The organism is Burkholderia sp. Cy-637 (assembly GCF_011753175.1).
Lineage (GTDB): Bacteria > Pseudomonadota > Gammaproteobacteria > Burkholderiales > Burkholderiaceae > Burkholderia > Burkholderia gladioli.
This window is the reverse complement of the sequence record NZ_VWWC01000086.1, coordinates 1-20,520: the sequence shown is the minus strand read 5'-3', so window position 1 is coordinate 20,520 and position 20,520 is coordinate 1. Positions and strand designations below refer to the sequence as shown.

Annotated in this window: 9 protein-coding genes; all 9 read right to left on the bottom strand. The window is 70.5% G+C overall.

Annotated features, from left to right (window positions below):
• Nucleotides 1-5 precede the first annotated feature (5 nt).
• The gene (locus F3J10_RS21425; RefSeq protein ID WP_240155670.1) at nucleotides 6-8,525 is read right to left on the bottom strand and encodes a non-ribosomal peptide synthetase; all 8,520 of its coding nucleotides are present in this window, start codon (nucleotides 8,523-8,525) and stop codon (nucleotides 6-8) included.
• Between the two features lie 132 nt (nucleotides 8,526-8,657).
• Nucleotides 8,658-9,728, bottom strand: coding sequence for a YqcI/YcgG family protein (locus F3J10_RS21420; RefSeq protein WP_167242932.1), 1,071 nt, complete (start codon nucleotides 9,726-9,728; stop codon nucleotides 8,658-8,660).
• Nucleotides 9,729-9,821: 93 nt separating this feature from the next.
• On the bottom strand, nucleotides 9,822-11,264 hold the full coding sequence (locus F3J10_RS21415) for a peptide synthetase (protein ID WP_025101766.1): 1,443 nt from the start codon (nucleotides 11,262-11,264) through the stop codon (nucleotides 9,822-9,824).
• On the bottom strand, nucleotides 11,236-11,508 hold the full coding sequence (locus tag F3J10_RS21410) for a hypothetical protein (RefSeq protein ID WP_152554550.1): 273 nt from the start codon (nucleotides 11,506-11,508) through the stop codon (nucleotides 11,236-11,238). Before F3J10_RS21410 ends, F3J10_RS21415 begins: the two co-directional genes overlap by 29 nt.
• A gap of 306 nt (nucleotides 11,509-11,814) precedes the next feature.
• On the bottom strand, nucleotides 11,815-14,004 hold the full coding sequence (locus F3J10_RS21405) for a TonB-dependent siderophore receptor (protein ID WP_167234301.1): 2,190 nt from the start codon (nucleotides 14,002-14,004) through the stop codon (nucleotides 11,815-11,817).
• Between the two features lie 594 nt (nucleotides 14,005-14,598).
• A complete protein-coding gene (gene fhuB / locus F3J10_RS21400; RefSeq protein WP_345791229.1) occupies nucleotides 14,599-16,626 on the bottom strand; it encodes a Fe(3+)-hydroxamate ABC transporter permease FhuB in 2,028 nt (675 codons plus the stop codon).
• A complete protein-coding gene (locus F3J10_RS21395; RefSeq protein ID WP_167242931.1) occupies nucleotides 16,616-17,623 on the bottom strand; it encodes an ABC transporter substrate-binding protein in 1,008 nt (335 codons plus the stop codon). Before F3J10_RS21395 ends, fhuB begins: the two co-directional genes overlap by 11 nt.
• A complete protein-coding gene (locus tag F3J10_RS21390; RefSeq protein WP_017922115.1) occupies nucleotides 17,620-18,414 on the bottom strand; it encodes an ATP-binding cassette domain-containing protein in 795 nt (264 codons plus the stop codon). Before F3J10_RS21390 ends, F3J10_RS21395 begins: the two co-directional genes overlap by 4 nt.
• 64 nt (nucleotides 18,415-18,478) lie before the next feature.
• Nucleotides 18,479-20,520 (bottom strand): alpha/beta fold hydrolase (locus F3J10_RS21385; protein WP_240155669.1); only part of this gene is annotated, 2,042 nt, incomplete at its 5' end.

Here is a 20,520-nt window from a genome sequence, read left to right as displayed (position 1 = left end):
TGCGTTCAAAGCGTGTCCATAAAGAGATCGAGGCTGCGCAGCGCGTCGTCGCCGGGCTGGCTGCCTCGCGCCTGCGCGATGGCCTCGGCCTGCGCGGCCAGCGTGCGGGCCTCGAACAGCGTGGCGAGCGGCAAGCTTGCGTTCAGTTCGAGCCCGATCCGGGCGTTCAGGCGCACGACCAGCAACGAATGCCCGCCCAGGTCGAAGAAGTCGTCATGGCGGCCGATGCGCTCGATGTCGAGCAAACCGGTCCAGAGCGTCGCGAGTTCGGTTTCGATGCCTTCATGCGGTGCTTCGTAATGAGCGCCCGGGTCGGCTTCGGCGGCCGGCAGCGGCAACGCGCGGCGGTCCACCTTGCCGTTCGGATTCAAAGGCAGCGTGTCCAGTGCCATGATGCGCCACGGCACCATGTAGTCCGGCAAGCGTGCCGCCAGCGCCGTGCGTAGCGCTGCGACGTCAGGCGTGGTACCTGTCACATAGCCCACCAGCTTTCCTTCATGCGCGATCACCACCGCCTCGCGCACCGAAGCATCCGCCGTCAGCGCCGATTCGATTTCACCCAACTCGATCCGCAGGCCGCGAATCTTCACTTGATGATCGATCCGGCCCAGATAGTCGATCGCGCCATCGGCACGCCAACGCGCGAGATCGCCCGTGCGATAGAGCCGCGCGCCCGGTTCGTCCGCGAACGGATCCGGTACGAAGCGCTCCGCCGTCAGGTCGGGGCGACCCAGATAACCACGCGCCAGCCCCGCGCCACCCAGGTACAGTTCGCCCGGCACGCCAGGCGGCACCGGATTCAGCCTTGCATCGAGCACCCAGGTCTGGGTAGCCGCGATCGGGCGACCGATCGGCACCGCGCGGCCGGCTTCGTCCACGCAAGCCCAAGCGGTCACGTCGATCGCCGCCTCGGTCGGCCCATACAGGTTGTGCAATTCCACACTCGGCAGCACCGCCGCCACGCGCTCGCGCAGATCCGCCGGCAAGGCCTCGCCGCTACAGACGATGCGCTTGAGCGTCTTGCCACAAGACGCTGCCGCTTCCGGCATCGCCACGAGGGCTTGCAGCATCGACGGCACGAAGTGCAGCGTGCTGACGTCGTGCGCCACGATCGTCTGCGCCAGTTCAGCGGGATCGCGATGCGCGCCCGGTGCCGCGATCGCCAGCCGCGCGCCCACCATCAGCGGCCAGAAGAACTCCCAGACCGACACGTCGAAGCTGAACGGGGTTTTCTGCAACACCGTCTCGCCGCGTTGCAGGCCGTATTCGCGCTGCATCCAGATCAGGCGGTTCGACAGGCCGTCGTGGCGATTGCCCACGCCCTTCGGGCGCCCCGTCGAGCCTGAGGTGAAGATCACATAGGCGAGGTTTGCGCCATGCAATTCGATATCGGGATTGGTAGTTGGGAACGACGATACGTCCAAGGTGCCGATGTCGACACGCTCGACACCCTCTCGCGACGGCAGGTCGAGGCCGCCCTGTGCAAGCAGCAAACCAATCCCGCTATCGTCGATCATGGCGGCGATCCGATCGGCCGGATACGAAGGATCGAGCGGCACATAGGCCGCGCCGGCCTTCATGATCGCGTACAAGGCGATCACCAGTTCCAGCGAGCGCTCGGCGGCAACACCAACCCGCGATTCCACGCCGATCCCACGCGAACCCAGCCAATGCGCAAGGCGATTCGCGCGCGCATTCAGCTCGGCATAACTGAGCCTGGTTTCACCAAACACCAGCGCGTCATCCTCGGGATGCGCAGCGGCATGACGCTCGAAGGCACGAAACACCGGCTCGATCTCGTCGTAACGCGTGCGATTGCGGCTCCAGCCGTCCAGCGTCGCGCGCTCCGCTTCATCGGTCAGCGCAATATCGGCAACCCGCCCATCGGCGCCGACCATCGCCTCGACGCAGCGCTGGTAATGCGCGGCGAACCGGGCAATCGTCGCCTCGGAAAACAGCTCGCGCGCATAGCTGAACTCGAAGCTCAGCGTGCCGTCGACATCCTCGCGCGTATCGAGCATCAGCTCGAACTGCGCCATCGGCGCCGGCAGGCGGCAAGGCTCGATCGCCAGGCCAGGCAGCCCGTCCAGCACCCGCCAGTCGCGTCGCTGGTGATTGAACATCACCTGGAACAGCGGGCTGTGGCTGAGGCTGCGCTCGGGACGCAGCGCCTCGACCAGCACGTCGAACGGCAGGTCCTGGTTCGCTTGCGCGCCGGCCGTGGCTTCGCGCAGGCGATCGAGCAGCGTGGCGAGCGTCTCGTCGCCGTCGAAACGCGCACGCATCACCTGGGTGTTGACGAAGAAACCGATCAGCCCGGCCGTCTCCACGCGATGACGGTTCGCCACCGGCACGCCGACGCGGATATCGTCCTGCCCCGTGTAGCGATGCAGCAGCGCCTGGAACGCCGCCAGCAACAGCATGAAGGGCGTGGCCGACTGCTGCTGCGCGCGGGCCTTCACCGCTTGCGCGAGCGAGGCCGGCAGGCTCAGCGCATGACGGCCCGCCGTGTAGCCACCCTGGGCGCCGCGTGCGCCGTCCATCGGCAGGGCCAGCACCGGATGCGTATCGCCGAGCGCGGCCTTCCAGTAGTCGAGCTGACGCTCGCGCTCGCCCGCTGCAAGCCAGTCGCGCTGCCAGGCGGCGTAGTCGGCATACTGGATCGGCAGTTCGGCAAGCGCCCGGGTCTCGCCCGTCACGCGGGCACGGTAGTGCGTGACCAGCTCGTCGAGCAGCACCTGCACCGACCATCCATCCGAGACGATGTGATGCATCGACACCGCCAGCAGATGACGGCCGGCATCCTCGCCCCGGTACAGCGCCGCGCGCAACAGCGGCCCCGCGGCAAGATCGAAAGGCTCGTCGGCCAGCGAGCGAGCCGCCGCTTCGAGCGCATCGGCGGCCACCGTCTCGGCGCGCCAGTCGAGCGACACGGCATCGTCGATGATCGCCTCGACTTCGCCGGCCTGGTTCGCGACGAAGCGCGTGCGCAGTACCGCGTGGCGCGCCACGATCGCCGCGAAGGCCTCGCGTAGCGCCGCCGCGTCGACCTCGCCCGTCAGCCACAGGCCGCCCGAGACGTGATACGCGCGGCTCGCCGGCGCCAGTTGCCAGAGGAACCATTGACGCTGCTGCGCGAACGATGCCGGCGTGCGCTGGCGCGTTGCCTCCGGCAGGCGCGGAATCGCCGACAGCTCGGCAGCGGATTCCTGCGGCGCGGCGGGCGCCGCCTGGATCGGCGCGAGCGCCGGCTGCATCCCGGCCGAAGACGATACCGGCTTGCTTGCCGCCGGTTTGGCCGCCGCCGATTTTTCGGCCAGCTCGGCCAGCGTCAGGCGCAGGAACAGTTGCTTCGGCGTGATCGTGATGCCGAGCTTGCGTGCGCGCGCCACCACCTTGAGCCCCAGCAGCGAATCGCCGCCGACCTCGAAGAAATTCCGGCTGCGGCCGATCCGGGCGCGATCGATCTCGATCACCTCGGCCCAGATCGTCGCGATCGCCTGTTCTGTCTCGCCGCACGGGGCGTCGTCGGAGCCGGGCACCGCGTCGGCCGCCTCGCCTGCAGCGGCTTCGGCTTGCGCCGGCGCATTCGCCGCTTGCGCCAGATGATCGTCCAGGCGAGCTCGCAACGTGGCGCGATCGAGCTTGCCATTGGCATTGAGCGGCAGCGCGTCCAGCGCGATCGCCTCGGCCGGCACCATGTAGTCGGGCAACACGCCCGCCGCCGCTTCCAGCAGCGCCTTGCCCACCGCGCCGCCCACCACGAAGGCGGCCAGCCGCGTTCCGGCCGGCGTCTCATAGGCCAGCACGGCCGCCGCGCGCACGCCATCCAGCTTCGCGAGCCCGCGCTCGACCTCGGCCGGTTCGACGCGATAACCGCGGATCTTGACCTGGTCGTCGGCGCGCCCGCGATATTCGAGCAGGCCGTCGGCACCGATCCGAGCCAGGTCGCCAGTGCGATAGAGCCGCTCGCCGGCCGTAAACGGATCGGGCACGAAGCGCTCGGCGCTGAGCCCGGCGCGACCGTGATAACCGCGCGCCACGCCCGGGCCGCCGACATACAGCTCGCCATCCTCGCCATCGGCCACGGGCGTCATGCCGGCATCGAGCAGGTGCAGGCGCATGCCGGGCAGCGCCCGGCCGAGCGGCAGGTCGCGCTCCGCGCCGCCGCCCTGCCAGCCGTGCATGGCCACGCCGACCGTGGTTTCGGTCGGGCCATAGTGATTGAACACGCGGCAGGCCGGCGCCAAGGCCGAAACGCGCGCGAGCAGCGCGGCCGGCGTGCGTTCGCCGCCGACGATCAGCGCGTCGGCCGGCAGCACCTGCTCCGGCTGCGCCGCCGACAGCAAGGCGGCCAGATGGCTCGGCACGATCTTCAGCACACCGACGCGATGCGCGGCCATGTAGCGCGCGAAGGCATCGGGCTGGAACACGAGATCCGGCGCGATCAGGTGCAGCGTGCGCCCCGAGGCGAGCGCGCCGAACAAGGTGGTGTGACCCAGGTCCGCCGCCGGCGTCGACACCATCGCGAACGAGGATTCGGGCCGCGCATCGAGCGTCGCCAGCATGCCGCGCACATAGTTCTCGAGCGCGCGATGCGTGACGATCACGCCCTTCGGCTCGCCCGTGGATCCCGAGGTGTAGATCATGTAGGCGGCGCGCTCGGCATGGCGCGAGCGCGGCACGATATGCGCCACCGGCGCCGCCGGCACCTCCAGGCGCAGGGCCATCGGCACCGCGTTCGCCAGCACGAAGCCGTCGGGCAGCGGCACCGCGTGCAGCAGCACGGCCGCGCCGCTGTCGGCCAGTTGCGCCGCCAGGCGCGCGGCCGGCGCGCGCGGATCGAGCGGCAGCCAGGTGGCGCCGGCCTTGAGCGCGGCCAGCATCGCCAGCACGTGCTCGATCGAGCGCTCGGCCAGCACGGCCACGCGCGATTCGTCGGCGATGCCCTGCATGCGCAGTTGCGCGGCCAGCGCATCGGCCGCCGCGTCGAGCGCGGCATAGCTCAGGCCGCGCTCGCCTTCCAGGCCGTCGCGCAGCGCGATCGCGGCGCCGTCGCGCGCGACGCTGGCATCCCACATCGCCAGGAAGTCGGTATTAGCCGCGTCGTCGGCCGGATTGGCCTGCGCCGCCTCGGCGCTCGCCACCGCCTCGGCAATGACGCCGGCCAGCGGGGCTTCGGCGTCGGCTACGAGACGCGCCGCGAATGCCTGGAAACGCGCGGCGAAGCGCGCCATGAAGGCGGCATCGAACACCGCGTCGTCATAAGCGAGCAGGCAGTCGATCGCCTCGCCGCGATCGGTGAAATCGAGTGCGAGATCGAAATGCGGCGCGTCGTTGAGCAGCACGCGCAGGCGCGCCTCGAGCGGCGCGAAACCGCGCGTCTCGAACGGCCGCTGCTCGGTCAGCTTGACCTGGAACAGCGCTTCGTCGCCGCTCGCGCGATTCGGCAGCAAGGCGCTCATCAGGCGATCGAACGGCACGTCCTGGTGCTCGTGCGCGGCCAGCACCGTATCGCGCGCCGCATCGACCAGCGCCGCGAAGCCCTGTGTCGCGTCGATCCGCGTGCGCAGCACCTGCACGTTGATGAAATAGCCGATCAGCGCCTGCGCCTCGGGCCGCTTGCGCAGCGAGACCGGCGCGCCGACGCGGATGTCGTCGCGGCCGCTCAGCTCGTGCAGCACCGCGTCGAGCACCGCCAGCATCGCCATGAACGGCGTGGCATGACGCTCGGCCGCGAAGCGCCGCAGCGCCTGGGCGGTACCGCCCGGCAGCGAGAATTCGAACCCGCGCTGCCGGCCGGGCGCGCCGGCCTCGCGCGGGAACAGGCGTGCCGCGGCGGACGGATCGCCGTCGGCGGCCAGTTGGCCACGCCAGTAATCGAGCTGTCGCGCGAGGGCTGCCTCGCCCAGCGCGGCGCGCTCCCAGGCGACGTAATCGGTGTATTGCCAGGCCGGCGCGAGCGAGGCATCGAGCCGCGCCGCCGGATCGGCATCGGCCGCCCGGCCGGCGCGCGCCGCGTAGGCGCGCGACAGTGCGTCGAGCAGCACGTTGACCGACCAACCGTCGGCCACGATGTGATGCAGCACGATAAGCAGGCGATGCGAATCGGGCGCGACACGCAGCAGGTGCGCCCGCAGCAGCGGCCCGGTTTCGAGATCGAACGGCGCCTGCGTGACTACACGCGTCAGGCTGTCGAGTGCCGCCGCGCGCGAGGCTTCGGGCAAGCCGTCGAACGCGGTGACGGGCAGCGCGATCGCCAGCTCGTCTTCGATGACTTGAAGCGCCTCGCCCTCCTCGCCCAGTTCGAAACGCGCGCGCAGCACCTCGTGTGCGCGCACCACGTCACCGAGCGCGAGCCGCAGCGCGTCGACGTCGAGCGCGCCGTCCAGGCGCAACTCGCCGCTCATGTTGTAGGCGGCGCTGGCCGGATCGTGCAGCCAGGTGAGCCACAGGCTGCGCTGCGCATCCGAGGCGACGGCCACCCGGCGCGCCGCCGCGTCGAGCGGTCTGAAATCGGCGCCGGCGGCCACGCTGCCTTGCGCGAGGCGCTCGGCGACGCGCGCCGCCGAAGCGCGCAAGCTCGGCGCGGTAAACACGTCGCGCGCCGTGTAGTCGATCGCCCAGCGCGCCTGCACCGCCGAGGCGAGTTGCACCGCGGCCAGCGAATTGCCGCCATGGGCGAAGAAGCTCGCCGAGCCGGCCGGCGAAGCCGGCAAGGCAGGCAGGGCCTCGCGCCACAGCACCGCCAGCGCGGCCTCGATGTCGGGATGTGCCGGCGGCTCGATATCCTTCGCCACCGGGGCCGAAGCCGCCTCGCCTTGTCGATCGACACGCTGCCCGTGCTCGAGCCACGCATAGGCGTCGAGCGAACGATCCTGCCAGCCGCGCACGCAGGCGGCGCGCTGCACCTTGCCGCTCGAAGTCTTCGGCAGGCCGCCCGGGTTCAGCAGCACCACCACGGCAGCCGGCTCCCCGCAGGCGAGCGCGACCGCTTCCGTCAGCGCGGCCGCGATCGCCTCGGGCGTCGCCAGCTTGCGCACGTTGCGCGATACCTCGGCCGCGATGCCGATGCCTTCCTGCCCGTTCAGTTCCACCGCGAAGGCGGCCACGCGGCCGCGTCGCACCAGCTCCACCTCGCGCTCGACGCCCAGTTCGAGATCCTGGGGATAGAGATTGCGGCCGCGCACGATCAGCAGATCCTTGATGCGCCCGGCCACGTACAGCTCGCCTTGGTGGATGAAACCCAGGTCGCCGGTGCGCAGCCAGGTGGCGCCCTCGCGCTCGACGAAGCTGGCCGCCGTGGCATCGGCTCGGCGCCAATAACCGGCCGCCACGCTCGGCCCGCGCACCAGGATCTCGCCGATCGCGCCATCGGCCATCACCGCGCCGCTGGCCCGGTCGACGATCTCGATCGCGTGCTCGCTCGGCACGCGCCCGCAGGAAACCAGCTCGGTGCCGTTCGCGTCAGCCTCGGCACGCCCGGCTTCGAGCGCCTCGACCGAGAAACCCGGCGCATGCGCGCCGCGCCCGCGGCCCACGCCGCTCACGTAGAGCGTGGCCTCGGCCAGGCCGTAGCACGGGAACAGCGCGGCCGGATCGAAGCGCTGCGCCACGAAGCGCTCGACGAAGGCGTCCAGCGTGGCCTTGCGCACCGGCTCGGAGCCCGAGAAGGCGAGCCGCCAGCTCGACAGGTCGAGCGCGGCGCGCGCCTCGTCGCCGATCCGGTCGGCGCACAAGCGATAGGAAAAATCGGGGCCGCCCGAGATGGTGCCGCGATGGCGCGCGATCGCCTCGAGCCAGCGCACCGGCCGTTCGAGGAAGAACTGCGGCGACATCAGCACCAGCGGAATGCCGCTGAACACCGGCTGCGAGAGCGTGCCGATCAGGCCCATGTCGTGATAGAGCGGCAGCCAGCTGACGAACACGTCCTCGGCCGTCACGCCCAGCCCTTCGCGGATCGCGATCTCGTTGGCCCACAGGCTGCCATGGGTGACCATCACGCCCTTGGGCGTGGAGGTCGACCCCGAGGTGTACTGCAGGAAGGCGATGTCGGAAGCCGCGGCGCGATAGGGTTCGAAGGCGCGGGCATCGATGCGCTCATGCTCGATCGCATCCATCTCGATCAGCGCGGCGCCGGGCGCGATGCTCGCGAAGGCCTCGCCGAGCTTGTCGGCCAGCGCGCGCGTGGTGACCACGAAGGCCGCCTCGGCATCGGCCGCGATCGCGGCCAGGCGCGCCAGGTGCTGGCCGCGCAGCGATTCGGGCGGATAGACGGGCACGGCCACCGCGCCCGCGTAGAGACAACCGAAGAACGCGGCCACGTAGTCGACGCCGCTGTCCATCGCCAGCAGCACGCGGGCCGCCTGCGCGCCGGCGCCGCGCTCGCGCAGCAGCGCGGCCAGCGCGCTGGCGCGGCGATCGAGCGCCGCGTAGTCGTAACGGGTGTCGCCCTGCGCGTCGACGGTCACCAGCGCGGTATCCGCCGCGCGCTGCCCGGCCAGCGCGCGCAGCCGTTCGATCATGTTCTCTGCCATTTCCGTACCTCGCCCTACCTTCATTGCCCCGCCGCGTCGTGCGCGGCGTTTCCGGGCGCCATCGCGCCCGGCCCTCGTCTGGTCACGGTCGACGAATCCGATGAATCGGACAAGCGGCCGTCACTCCTCGCCGTATTCGTGATGCTCGTGGCTGCCGTGCGGCAGATGGCGATGCTCCTTGCCGTGCCAGGCCGGATGCGGCGCATACGGGCTGTCGGGCGAGACGATCTTGTGCTGCTGCCAGTGGCGCGCGCCGGCCTCGTCGGCGGCGGCCGGCCTGGACTGCACCACCACCGGCTCGGCCGCCTGGCGCTTGGGCGCGAAATCGGCGGCGATCACCACGTCGCGCGGCGCGTCGCCGAACGCGTTGCGCGCGGCCTCGGCATCCTGTTTCTGGCGTTTCAGGAACGGGCAGCGATCGTCGGCCGGCACGTTCGCGTCGTCGAGGAAGTACTGCTTCCACTCCAGGTTGCCGGGGTCGCCGTGGAAACCGAGGTCCGGATGCGCGCCGATCTCGTCCCAGGTCTGCAGGCGCTTGCGCACCTGGTTGCGCGCCTCGCGGCCGATCACCTTGTTGGTAATGGTGTCGACAAACACGCTGCGCGGCTGGAACAGCAGCACCATGCCGGGGCCGAGGTTGCGGCTGTGGCGCGCGCGGAACGACGGGCAGGCGCACACCACGAAGGTCTCCACGCCGGCGAACGAGAACTCCCAGGCGCCGTCCGAGGGCGGCGGCTGCTGGTCGGCCTTGGGATCGGGATCGACGTCGTGCAGGTGCTGCAGGATCTGCCAGAAGTGCTGCTGATAGGTCTCGTGCGAGAGCGGTTCGGCGTCGGGCTCGAAGAAGATCGCGATGTTGTTCTTGCGATACTCCGGGCGCGACACCAGCTCCGAGAAGGTCTGCATGGTGGCGGGCAGCTCGGCGATGTCCTTGCCGTTCACGTAGCCGTAGAACATCTCGCCGCGCTTCTCGGCCATGGTGCCGAAGAAGCAGGGGTATTCCGGGTGCATCACCTGCTCGCGCAGCGTCTCGTAGGCCGCGTCGAGCCAGGCCGGCGGGTTCGCCGCGGCGCCCAGCGCGCGGCCCGCGATGATGCGGCTCTTCCAGTCGCCCGGATCAAAGCCCTCGCTGCCCGGTGTCGCCACGTCGGTTTGCGGCATCACGTTGACCTCATCCTCGGTTGATCGCATTTCATATCCTTGTTCGTCGCCAGCGCGGGCGAACGTGCCGGGCCGCGCGGAATGCGCGGCCCACCAGTCAAGAGCGGACGGCGGCGCCCGCCCTCAGGCGGACGCGCCGGCCTTCGCGTTTGCATCGAGTTCGGCGACCAGCGCCTGCACCCAGTCGTTCGGGATGATCGGCTGGTGGTAGGTGCACTCGCCCGAGAGCACGGTCGAGCCGTGCAGGCGGCCGTCGGGGATCAGCACCTTGTCGCCGACGTTCATCTTCAGCTGCATGCCGACGTTGCCCCAGAACAGCATCTGCCCTTCCTCGATGGTCACCAGGCGGTGGTCGTTGTGGACATGGGTGGTCGAGCACATCTCGAAGGGCTCGACGAAGGTCTCGCGATCGATGCCGGGGCATTCGACGTCGATGCGGTCGCTGATGCGATGCGCGAACTTGATGTAGTGGCGGATCGACGACAGCCACAGCAGTTGTTCGCCGAGGTCCCAGCGGGCGCGCTCGCAGAGCCGCTCGGCCGCGGCCGCGCCCTGCACCGCCTGCGTGTAGGCGGGCGTGCCGAACTGCGCGGCGATGGTCCGCAGCGCCTGCTCGAAGCGCGCCACCAGTTCGTCGGCACGGCGCGCGAATTCGCCCGGCTCGCGGCCGGCCGGCACCAGGTGCGCGCAGGCGCGTTCGAGCGCGGCACCGAAGGCCAGCCATTCGGCCTCGGCCGCGAAGGCCGCGCCGACCAGGCCGAAGGCGCGATCCGGGCGGCGGCCCAGCGCGTACAGCAGGTTGGCCTTGGCGGTGCTGGTCGGCAGGTAGAACTGCCAGTAGGCGTGCTGCTGGCGCGTCACGCCCACCGAGGCGGCCACCTTCTCGAGCAGCGCGTCGGACGGCAGGTCGCCCTGCAGTTGCGGGCGCAAGGATTCCGGCAGCATGTCGAGGAAGCCGCTGGCGGTGGCGCGGGCCAGCGCGCGGCGCTTGGACGGCGCCAGCGCCCAGCGCTGCACGGTGATGAAGCGCAGGCCTTCCTGCAGGTAGTCGTTGCGCATCAGGCGCGCGAAGTTCTCGCCCCAGAATGCCGTCTCGTCGTCGATGATGCGCTTCAGGCGCGCGGCCGCGGCGGCCGGCTCGGCCTCCAGCGCCTGTTCCTGCGACAGGTACTCGAAGGCATAGGCCTCGAGGAAGGGCACGATCTGCGCGCCGAACACCTGCACGTCGTCGCCGTAGAAGCCGCTGAAGTGCTGCCATTCCTCGGCGTCGGCGCTGCGCGGCAGGCGCGCCACGCCCAGCTCGTAGATCGACAGCAGGGTGCGGCCCGAAGCCAGCGCCGGCAGGCGGCTGACGTTGTGCATGCGCACCGGCTTCTGGAACTTCAGGAACTCGAAATCCTCCGGCCGCAGCGGGCGGCGGTGGAAGTCGTCCTCGAGCAGCAGTTCGCTGACATGCGCGCTGCGGAACGCGTGCGCGGCGGAGAACTGCTTGATCAGCTCGACATAGCGTTCGCTCTGGCCGACGAACGGCGAAAAATCAAATAGCAAAGGCATGGCTTGCGTCATGACGAAAGTTCCTGTGAAGAGATCTCGGAAGCGCGCGGGCGGCCAGGCGGCCGACGGGCGCGGAAAGAAGCCGGGAGTGCCGGCGAGCGGCATCGCGCGCGGCGAAGCGGCGCCGGGCGGAATCGCGTGAGCAGCGCGACGGCGATGCCGGCGGCGCGCTGAAATCGAATACCCGGCGCGAGGCGCCCGGGTGGACTGGACGAACTGCAATCGACATCGTCATGCACACGTCAGCGAGATTCATGTTCCCTCCATTGCCCGTGCGCGGCCGCGCCCAGGCATCGTTGGCGCCGCCGCTCAAGTCAACTGCACGACCCTCGCTTCGGCCCGAAGCTGTCGTACGCGGGTAAGTTATAAAAATTCACAATGCAAATCGGAATGATTCGCATTCTATGTTTCAATTTCACGACCACTTCGTGACCGCCGCTGTCACGCACACCCTCACTGCCGGTACACGCTCCCGGACCAACCGGGTGAAACCGCCCGGGCTAGCGGAGCGCCCGGGCTTGTTGCATGGCGGCGGGACCTGCCCGCCGCCGGGTGGGTTCGATCAGAAGTCCGAGCGAACCGTCAGCATCACGTTGCGGCGATCGCCGAACACGCTGTAGAAGTTGCCGGGCGGACGCAGGTAGTAGTCGCGGTTGAAGATGTTGTTCAGCGCGAGCGAGGCCTCGACATGCTTGTTGAAGCGGTAGCCGACCTGCGCGTTGAAGATCGCGTAGCCGCCCTGCACCACGCCGCGCGTGGTCTGCGTCTGGGCCAGCATGCCGCCGCCGACCGACAGGCCGCGCAGCTTGCCCGAGGAAAACGCGTACTTGGTCCACAGCTTGAACAGGTGCTTCGGATCGGTGCCTTCCGACAGATCCGCGGCGGCGTTCTCGTAAGCGGCATTCAGGTACGTGTAACCGGCATAGACGTTCCAGTTCTCGGTGGGCTGCCCGGTGACCTCGAATTCGAAGCCCTGGTCGCGCACCTTGCCGGCCGGGATCGAGAAACCGGGATTGTTCGGGTCGGCGACCGCGCGGTTGTTGTCGTTGATCCGGAACAGCGCCGCGGTGGTATTGAGGCGCCCACCCAGGAAGCTGTTCTTCACGCCGATTTCATACTGCTCGCCGGTACGCGGCGGCACCAGGCTGCCGCCGACCTCGTTCGCGACCTGCGCGGCGAGGAAGCGCGAGAAGCTCGCGTAGGCCGTCGTGTTGCGCGTGATATCCCACACCAGGCCCACCGACGGCAGGAACTTGTGATTCAGGTTCACGTCGGTCTGCCAGTCCGCGACGGTCGGCAGCAGCGACTGCGAGCGTTGCTCGTAGAAGGCCTCGCGACCACCCAGGACCAGGGTCAGCGGGTCGAGCAGCTTGACGCGCGCCTGCGCGTAGAAACCGTACTGGACCAGGCGCGTATTGGTACCGAACGTGAACGGCACGTCGACCTTGCCGATCACGTTCGGATCGTAGAGGCTGAAGGTGCCGAGCGGGCCCGGGCCGGCCAGGGAGGCGTTGCCGCTGTAAGCCGTTTCCGACATCAGCGAGTAGTTGGCACCGACCGTCAGCGTGTGGGTGCGGCCGAACGCCTGGATCGGCCCGCTCACGTTGGTGTCGGCCCCGAACCAGTCATAGGTGTTCTGCTGCCGGCGCTCGGTGTAGCGCGCGATGCCCGGGGCGAGTGCGCCCGGCCCGCTGTCGGCCTCGTCGGACTTCACGAATTCATGGCGATAGAACAGCGTGGTCTGCGACTTCCAGCCGTTCGAGAAGCGATGGACCAGGTTCGCGTTGACTTCCTGCAGCGAGTTGTACGCGTAGTTCCAGTCCGGCGCGAAGTTCTGCGAGAACGAGCTCGGCACGCGCGCGAACGGCGCCGGGCTGGTCGGGGTGGCGAACAGGCCCGAGGCGCCGTAGTCGAAGCCGGTATTGGTATTGACCTGGTAGCCGGCCGACATCGACAGCGTCGTGCGCGGCGTGATGTCCCAATCGATCGCGCCGTAGGCGGTCACTTCCTTGGTGCGCGCCCGGTCGATCGACTGATGCTGGTCGCTGCCGATCAGCACGGCGCGCCCGCGCAGCGTGCCGTCCTTGTTCAGCGAGCCCGTCACGTCGACCATCTGGCGCACGCCGCCGAACGAGCTGACCTGCGTCTCGGTGCCGATGTGGAATTCCTTCTGCGGGCGCTTGCGCACCAGGTTCACCGTGCCGCCCGGCTCGCCGTTGCCGTCGAGCACCGCGTTCGGGCCGCGGATCAGTTCCACGCGGTCGTAGATGCCGAGGTCGAACTGCTGCAGGTACTGCAGGCCGCTGACGATCGACACACCGTCGAACTCGATGCCGAGCGCCGTGCCGCGAGCATGGTAGTAGGCCGTGCCGTCACCGTATTCGAACGCGCTCACGCCCGTCATGTTGCGCAGCGCGTCCTGGATGGTCGTCATGTTCTGATCGTCCATCCGCTGGCGCGTCAGCACCGAGACCGAGGCGGGAATCTCCTTGATGGGCACCGGCGTGCGACCGCCGATGGTGGCATTGCGCGATGAGTACGAACCGCTGTCCTCGGTCGTCGCGTCGGCCTCGGCCGACACCGACACGGTCGGCAGCGCCGTGCTCTGCGCCGCGCTGGCCGCCTGCTGCGCGTGCGCCGCGCCGGCCCAGGTCGCGCACAACGCGATCGCGATCGGCGTCAGCCGGATCGCCCCTGCCTGTCGATACGAAACGCGTCTGCCGCGTCGCCACACGTCCATCGAGATTCCCATTTGTTGATTGCGCTCCAAGTGTGGTTTCGTCCGCCGTCGCCCGGAACAACGACCCGGCGGCCGTTTGTAAGAATCACCGCATGCAGGCGAAATGCTGGCAATGCATTTCGAGATACGGTTGATCGCGTCCGGTCGGCCTACGCACCTTCCCCACGCCGGAACGCGAGACGGAATATTACCGATAACGATTCTCATTTGCAATTCATTTACGAACTCAAACACGATGAAATTGCCCTTGCGGACCGTGGTTTCCAATCGTTCGAATGCATCGGCGCCGCAGCGGAGGTGCCCTGCGTGCGCGAGGCGGCAGGATGCGGGGGGCGGCGCGCATTTCCCGGGCATTTCCGGCGTATTTCGCCGGCCCTGGGCCGCGGATGCCGCATCGACGGAATTGCTTATCGAATGCGATGGCGAAACGATGCACCGGCCCGATTACGCGCGGCAATTCGATGAATCGACGCAGCGACGCGCCGGCCGGTGGGTCGCTGCGTGATAGGGAATGTGGGAAATAGCGCGGCACGATCGGAACCGATCGCCGCGAGTCGGGGCACGGCACGCGCACGCCTCGACGGGCATGCGCGCGCCGCCCCGGCATCAGGTCGAGGTGGCCGTCTTGCGCAGCATCAGCGCGATCAGGTAAGGACCGCCGATCAGGGTAGCCACCAGGCCCGAGGCCACCTCCTCCGGAAATACCAACTGGCGGCCCAGCCATTCGGCGAAGGTCATCAGCAAGGCGCCGATCATCGCCGCCACCAGGATCTGCGAGGCAGGCCGGCGCGCGCCCGAGAAGCGCGCGATATGCGGCGCGATCAGGCCGACGAAGGACAGCGGGCCGACCAGCAGGGTCGAGGCGGCGGTCAGCACCGCGGCCAGCAGCAGGATCAGCAGGCGCGCGCGCCCGACCGGGATGCCGAGCCCCCCCGCCACGCCGGCGCCCAGGCCGAGCGTCTCGATCCAGCGGCTCATCAGCGGCGCGCAGACCAGGCCGAGCAGCGCGATCACGGCGGCGGCGTAGGCGATCGGCGCCTGCACGTAATAGGTCGAGCCGACGATGAAGTTGAGCAGCAGCCCCACCCGCGAATCGCCGCTCGACATCATGGCGCTGACCACCGCCTGCAGCAGCGCGCTGATCGCCACGCCGATCAGCAGCAGCCGCTCCGGCGCGAAGGCCACGCGCGAGCCGAGCCACATCAGCACCGCCAGCGTGACCACCACGCCCACCAGGCAGCTGAGGAACAGCATGCCGGGCCCGGGCGTCACGCCCATGAACAGCGCCACCACCAGGCCGAGCATGCCGCCCGAACTGACGCCGAGCAGGTCCGGGCTGGCCATCGGATTGGCGGTGATGCGCTGGATCAGGGTGCCGCCGATCGCCAGCAGCACGCCGGCCGCGGCCGCCGCCACCGTGTGCGGCAGGCGCCAGAACATGATGGCGCGGATCTGCTCGAGATCGCCGATGCGCCAGCCGTCGACCGTGCGCGTCACGCCGAAGCTGAGCGCCAGCACCACCACCAGCGCCAGCAAGGCCAGCGGCAAGCGGCGCGCGAGCCGCGCGGGCGCCGGCGCGGCGATGCCGGCCGCGTGCAGGTCCGGCTGGGCGCGCAGGCGCGGCAGCAGGAACAGCAGCAGGGGCACGCCGATCAGCGAGGTGACGGTGCCGGTCGGCAGCAGATGCGCGGAGAACAGCTCGGCGGACGACACCACGCGCACCAGTTCGTCGGTCAGCCACAGCAGCGCGGCGCCCAGCAGCGGTGCCCAGACCAGGCGCTGGCCGAGCCGGCGCGCGCCGGCCAAGCGCGCCAGGGTGGGCGCGGCCAGGCCGACGAAGCCGATCACGCCGACCGTCGAGACCACCGCGGCGGTCAGCACCACCGCCACCAGCAGCGCCACCACGCGCGTGCGATGCAGGCCGACGCCGAGGCTGCGCACGGTCGAATCGCCGGCATCGAACACGCCGAGCGGACGGCGCAGCAGCACGGTCACGATCGCGCAGCCGAGCACCGCCAGGCCGAGCATGCGGCTCTCGTGCCAGCCGGTCTGGTCGAGCGCCCCGCCGCCCCAGATCATCAGGCCGCGCAGCAGTTCGAAGTGCGCCATCGACAGCGCCAGGCTGATCGCGCCGCAATAGAGGTTGACGATCATGCCGGAGAGCACCACCGCGAGCGGCGCCATGCGCTGCCGCGCCGACAGCGCGAACACCGCCAGCATCGCCAGCAGCCCGCCCGCCAGGGCGATCACGGGCCGCCCCGCCACCAGCCAGGACGGGCCCCACAGATCGGCGATGATCAGCGCGAGATAGGCGCCCGGGAACACGCCGAGCGTCATCGGCTCGGCCAGCGGATTGCGCAGCACCTGCTGCGCGAGGGTGCCGGCCAGCGCCAGCGCGCCGCCGCACAACAGGGTCATGGCGATACGCGGCAGCATGCTGTCGCGCACCAGGATCTCGCGCAGGTTGTGCGGATCGGGCGCGGTCAGCGCCTGCCAGAACGAGGCGCCGTCGAGTTCGGCGCGGATGCCGAGGATAGCCAGCAGCAGCGAGATCGCGATCATCGCGCCGATCACCCACCAGCGCGTATCGCGCGGCGCGGCCTGGCGCGGCAGGCTCATCAGGTTACGCAACACCGCCGCCTCCCGCCTCGATCGTGCCCAGCGCGGCGTCGATCGCCCGCGCGAAACGTTGCATCGACACCAATCCTCCATACGGCGCGATCACCGGCAGCTCGGCCACGCGGCGCTCGCGCACCGCCGGCAGCGCGTGCCAGATCGCATTGCCGGCCAGGCCGGCACGGGCCGGCGCCTTGACCGGGCCGACCAGCAGCACGCTGGCCTCGGGCACCTCGGCGAGCCGCTGCAGCGGCACCAGCGAATAACCGGCCTGGGTCGGCCAGACCGGCCCGCCGTCGCGCGGATGCGCGGCATTGCGCACGCCGATCTTGTCGAGCATCTCGTCGAACAGGCTGCCGCGGCCATAGACGCGCAGGTGCCGGTCGTCGACCAGGTCGGCCACGATCACCGGCTTGCCGAGCCGCGCCGGCCGGGCGGCGAGCCCGGCGCGCACGGTCTCGATGGTGCGCTCGGCCTCGGCCACCAGCTCGACGGCGCGCCGCGGGCGGCCGACGCGCGCGGCCAGCTTGCCGGTCTCGTCGCACAGATCGCGATACGGCGTCTCGCTGGTCATGTACTGGCTCAGGATGATGGTCGGCGCGATCCGCTGCAGGATGCGGATCGCCGGCGCGTGGCCCGGCGTGAGCACCAGCAGGTCGGGCTTGAGCGTGAGCAGCACCTCGAAGTTGGGCTGGTACAGCAGGCCGACGTCGGCAATGCCCGGCGGCAGCGGCGGCTCGACGATCGAGCTGCGATACCAGTCGGGCAGCGTCACGCCGATCGGCACCACGCCGAGCGCGAGCAGCGTCTCGGTGAGTTCCCAGTTCATGGTGACGATGCGCGTCGGGATCGCGGTGGATTCGGCGGCGCCGGAGGCAGGATCGACGGCGGCCGGTGCCGCGTGCAGCATGCCGGGCCGCGCCAGCGCGGCGGCCGCGCCGGCCAGGCCGAGCGCCCCGCCGCGCGCGAGCCAGCGGCGCCGGCCCGCATCCGGGTGAATACGAACGCGGCTCATCGCGGATAACCGATGCGGTGGCCGCCGACCGGATCGGTCATCACGCCCATCGGCACGCCGTAGATCGCCTCCAGGCTGTCCTCGCGCATGATCTCCTCGGGGCTGGCCTGCATCAGCACGCGGCCGTGGCGCAGCGATACCAGCTGGGTGCAGAAGCGCGTGGCCATGTTGACGTCGTGCAGCACCACCACGGCGGTCATGCCGCGTGCCTCGCAGAGCGTGCGGATCAGCTGCAGCACCTCGAGCTGGTGGCCGATGTCGAGCGCCGAGGTGGGCTCGTCGAGCAGCACGCAGCGGCTGTCCTGCGCGATCAGCATGGCCAGCCAGACGCGCTGGCGCTCGCCGCCCGAAAGACTGTCGACGGGACGCTCGGCGTAGTGCGCGACGTCGGTCGAGACCATCGCGTTCTCGACGTGCTCGTGATCCTCGCGCGTGAAGCGGCCCAGCGCGCCGTGCCAGGGATAGCGGCCGAGGGCGACCAGCTCGCGCACCAGCAGGCCGTCGGTGGCCGGCGTGTACTGCGGCAGGTGCGCGACCTGCTGCGCGAAGCGCCGGTGCGGCCAGCCCGCCAGCGGCTCGCCGCCGAACGCGATGCTGCCGCGCGTGGGCGCATGCAGGCGCGCCAGCAGGCGCATCAGCGAGGTCTTGCCGGAGCCGTTGTGGCCGATCAGGCCGACCACCTGCCCGGCCGGGATGTCCAGCGTGATGTCCTGCAACAGCAGTTTGTCGCCGATCGCGAAATCGACACCTGAAAGTCGGTAGAGCGGCGTATCGCCGGCGGATGTGGTCACGGCTTCGGTTCCATCGTCTGCTTGGTCTGGCGGGAACGGCGGGCCGAAGCCCGCCGGGGCGTCATTATCCGACAGTTCGGCGGTGCCGCGCGTCGTCGCCGCCGATTTCCGCCGATTCGCCGGCCGCCAGCGCAGCGGGAACCGCCGGAGCCGCCGCCAGCGCACGCAGGCGGCGCGCGACGCCGGCATGCACCTCCGGATGCAGCACGATCCCGCTGTGCGTCGCATCCGCCTCGATCACCTCCACCTCGCCGCTGGTATGCGGCCGCCAGTCGCGCTCGCGACCCGCCACGGCATCGCGCGTGGCATGCCAGAAGCTCAGCGGCACGTCGATGCGCGGCAGCGCGTGCGCGACGCGCAAGCGGTAATGCAGGCCGTCGATCTCGGCCGCGCGCGCGAACAGCGGCGCCAGGGCCGCGCCGTCGGGCTGCGCGGCCAGCCACGCCGGCAGCGCGGCGAGCGCATCGGCGCCGGCCACCTCGGCCTCGGCGCCCGGCTCGTCGTGCGCATCGGCGGTGCGGATCGCCGTGTCGAGCAGGCCGAGGAAATCGACCCGGTGCCCGAGCGCGCGCAGGCGCGCGGCCACCGTGAAGGCGATGCGGCCGCCGAACGACCAGCCCAGCAGCCGATACGGGCCGGCCGGCTGCGCCGCGAGGATCGCGCGCGTGCAATCCTCGGCCAGCGCCTCGAAGCTCGCCGGCCAATCGGCGGGAGTCGATTCGGGCCGGGCGAAACCGGGCGCGCGCAGCGCCACCACCGAGGCCACGCCCTGCAGCGCCGCCGCCAGGTAGCGGTATTCGCCGGTCAGGCCGAAGCCGGGATAACAGCAGAACAGCGTGACCGGCGCGCGTGCCGCGTTGAGCGGCTGCAGCCGCGCGTCGGGCGCCGGCGCGAGACGCGCCTCGGCGTGGAAGCGCTCGCGCCAGACCGCGAAGGCCGCCGCGGCGACGGCGTCACCCACGACCACGCTCTCACCCGGCGCGCCCTCGGGCAGATCGCCGAAGCGACGCGGTGCCGCCTGCGTCGGATCGGCGGCGCCGTGCGCCATGCCGGCGAGCGCACGCACCTGCGCGTCGAACACCGTCACCAGGCGCGCCAGCGTCGCTTCGTCGACCGAACCCTCGGCGGCGCTCCAGTCCACCTTCAGGCAGCCCTCGGCGATCAGGCCGTTCAGGTCGAGCCAGTGACGCGCGCCGGCCGCGACGCGGCCCTGCGTGCCGTCGCCGCTGTCCTCGGCGGCAAACGTGAAGCGGCCCGCGCCGAGGCGTTCCTCGAAGCGGCCCAGGTAGTTGAAGCCGACCGTGGTGGCCGGCAGCGCGGCCAGTGCGGCGCGCGACGAGGCCAACCCGGCGTAGCGCAGCAGGTTGTAGTGCAGCCCCTCGGCCGGCAGCTCGGCGCGCGCGGCACCGATGGCGCGACGCGTGGCATCGACATCCTCATGCGCGCTCACGCGCAGCGGATATTGCGTGGTGAACCAGCCGAGCGTGCGGCTCAGATCGACGCCGGGCACCTGGTCGCCGCGGCCGTGTCCTTCCAGCTCGACCACCACCGGCACGGCCGGCAGCACCTCGGCGCAGGCATGCGCGAGCGCGGCCAGCAGCACCTCGTCGATGCGCCAGCCGGCCTGGGTGAGCCGGGCGGTCGTCTCGGCGTCGAGCGCCCAGGCCCGATGCCGCTGGCCGCCCTCGGCGCGCGGCGCGGCATCCTCGGCCGTGCCGAGCCGGGCCTGCCACCAGGCCAGCTCGGCCAGCAGTTCCGGCTGCGCGGCATAGGCAGCCAGGCGCCGCGACCAGTCGCGCCAGCGCGTCGGCGGCTTCGGCAGCGCCGGCGCGCGGCCGCTGCGCAGGGCGTCGTAGGCGCTCAGCAGGTCGTCGAGCAGGATCCGCCAGGACACGCCGTCGACCACGATGTGATGCACCACGATCAGCAGCCGCGCGCCCTCGGGGGTGGCGAACGCAGCCGCGCGCAGCAAGGGGCCCGCGGCCAGGTCGAGGCTGCCGTGCAGGCGATCGGCATGCTCGGCCAGGGCCGCGCGCCAGTCGCCGGCCGTCCCGGTCGCTGCGCCCTCGCCCAGGTCGATCGTCTCGAAGGCCGCCTCGGCCAGCG

Excerpts from the sequence above, each read along its gene's own strand:
- F3J10_RS21405 (WP_167234301.1), bottom strand. The coding sequence starts at position 14,004 with ATGGGAATCTCGATGGACGTGTGGCGACGCGGCAGACGCGTTTCGTAT.
- F3J10_RS21395 (WP_167242931.1), bottom strand. The coding sequence starts at position 17,623 with ATGAGCCGCGTTCGTATTCACCCGGATGCGGGCCGGCGCCGCTGGCTC.
- F3J10_RS21420 (WP_167242932.1), bottom strand. The coding sequence starts at position 9,728 with ATGCGATCAACCGAGGATGAGGTCAACGTGATGCCGCAAACCGACGTG.
- F3J10_RS21410 (WP_152554550.1), bottom strand. The coding sequence starts at position 11,508 with ATGAATCTCGCTGACGTGTGCATGACGATGTCGATTGCAGTTCGTCCA.
- F3J10_RS21425 (WP_240155670.1), bottom strand. The coding sequence starts at position 8,525 with ATGATCGAACGGCTGCGCGCGCTGGCCGGGCAGCGCGCGGCGGATACC.
- F3J10_RS21415 (WP_025101766.1), bottom strand. The coding sequence starts at position 11,264 with ATGACGCAAGCCATGCCTTTGCTATTTGATTTTTCGCCGTTCGTCGGC.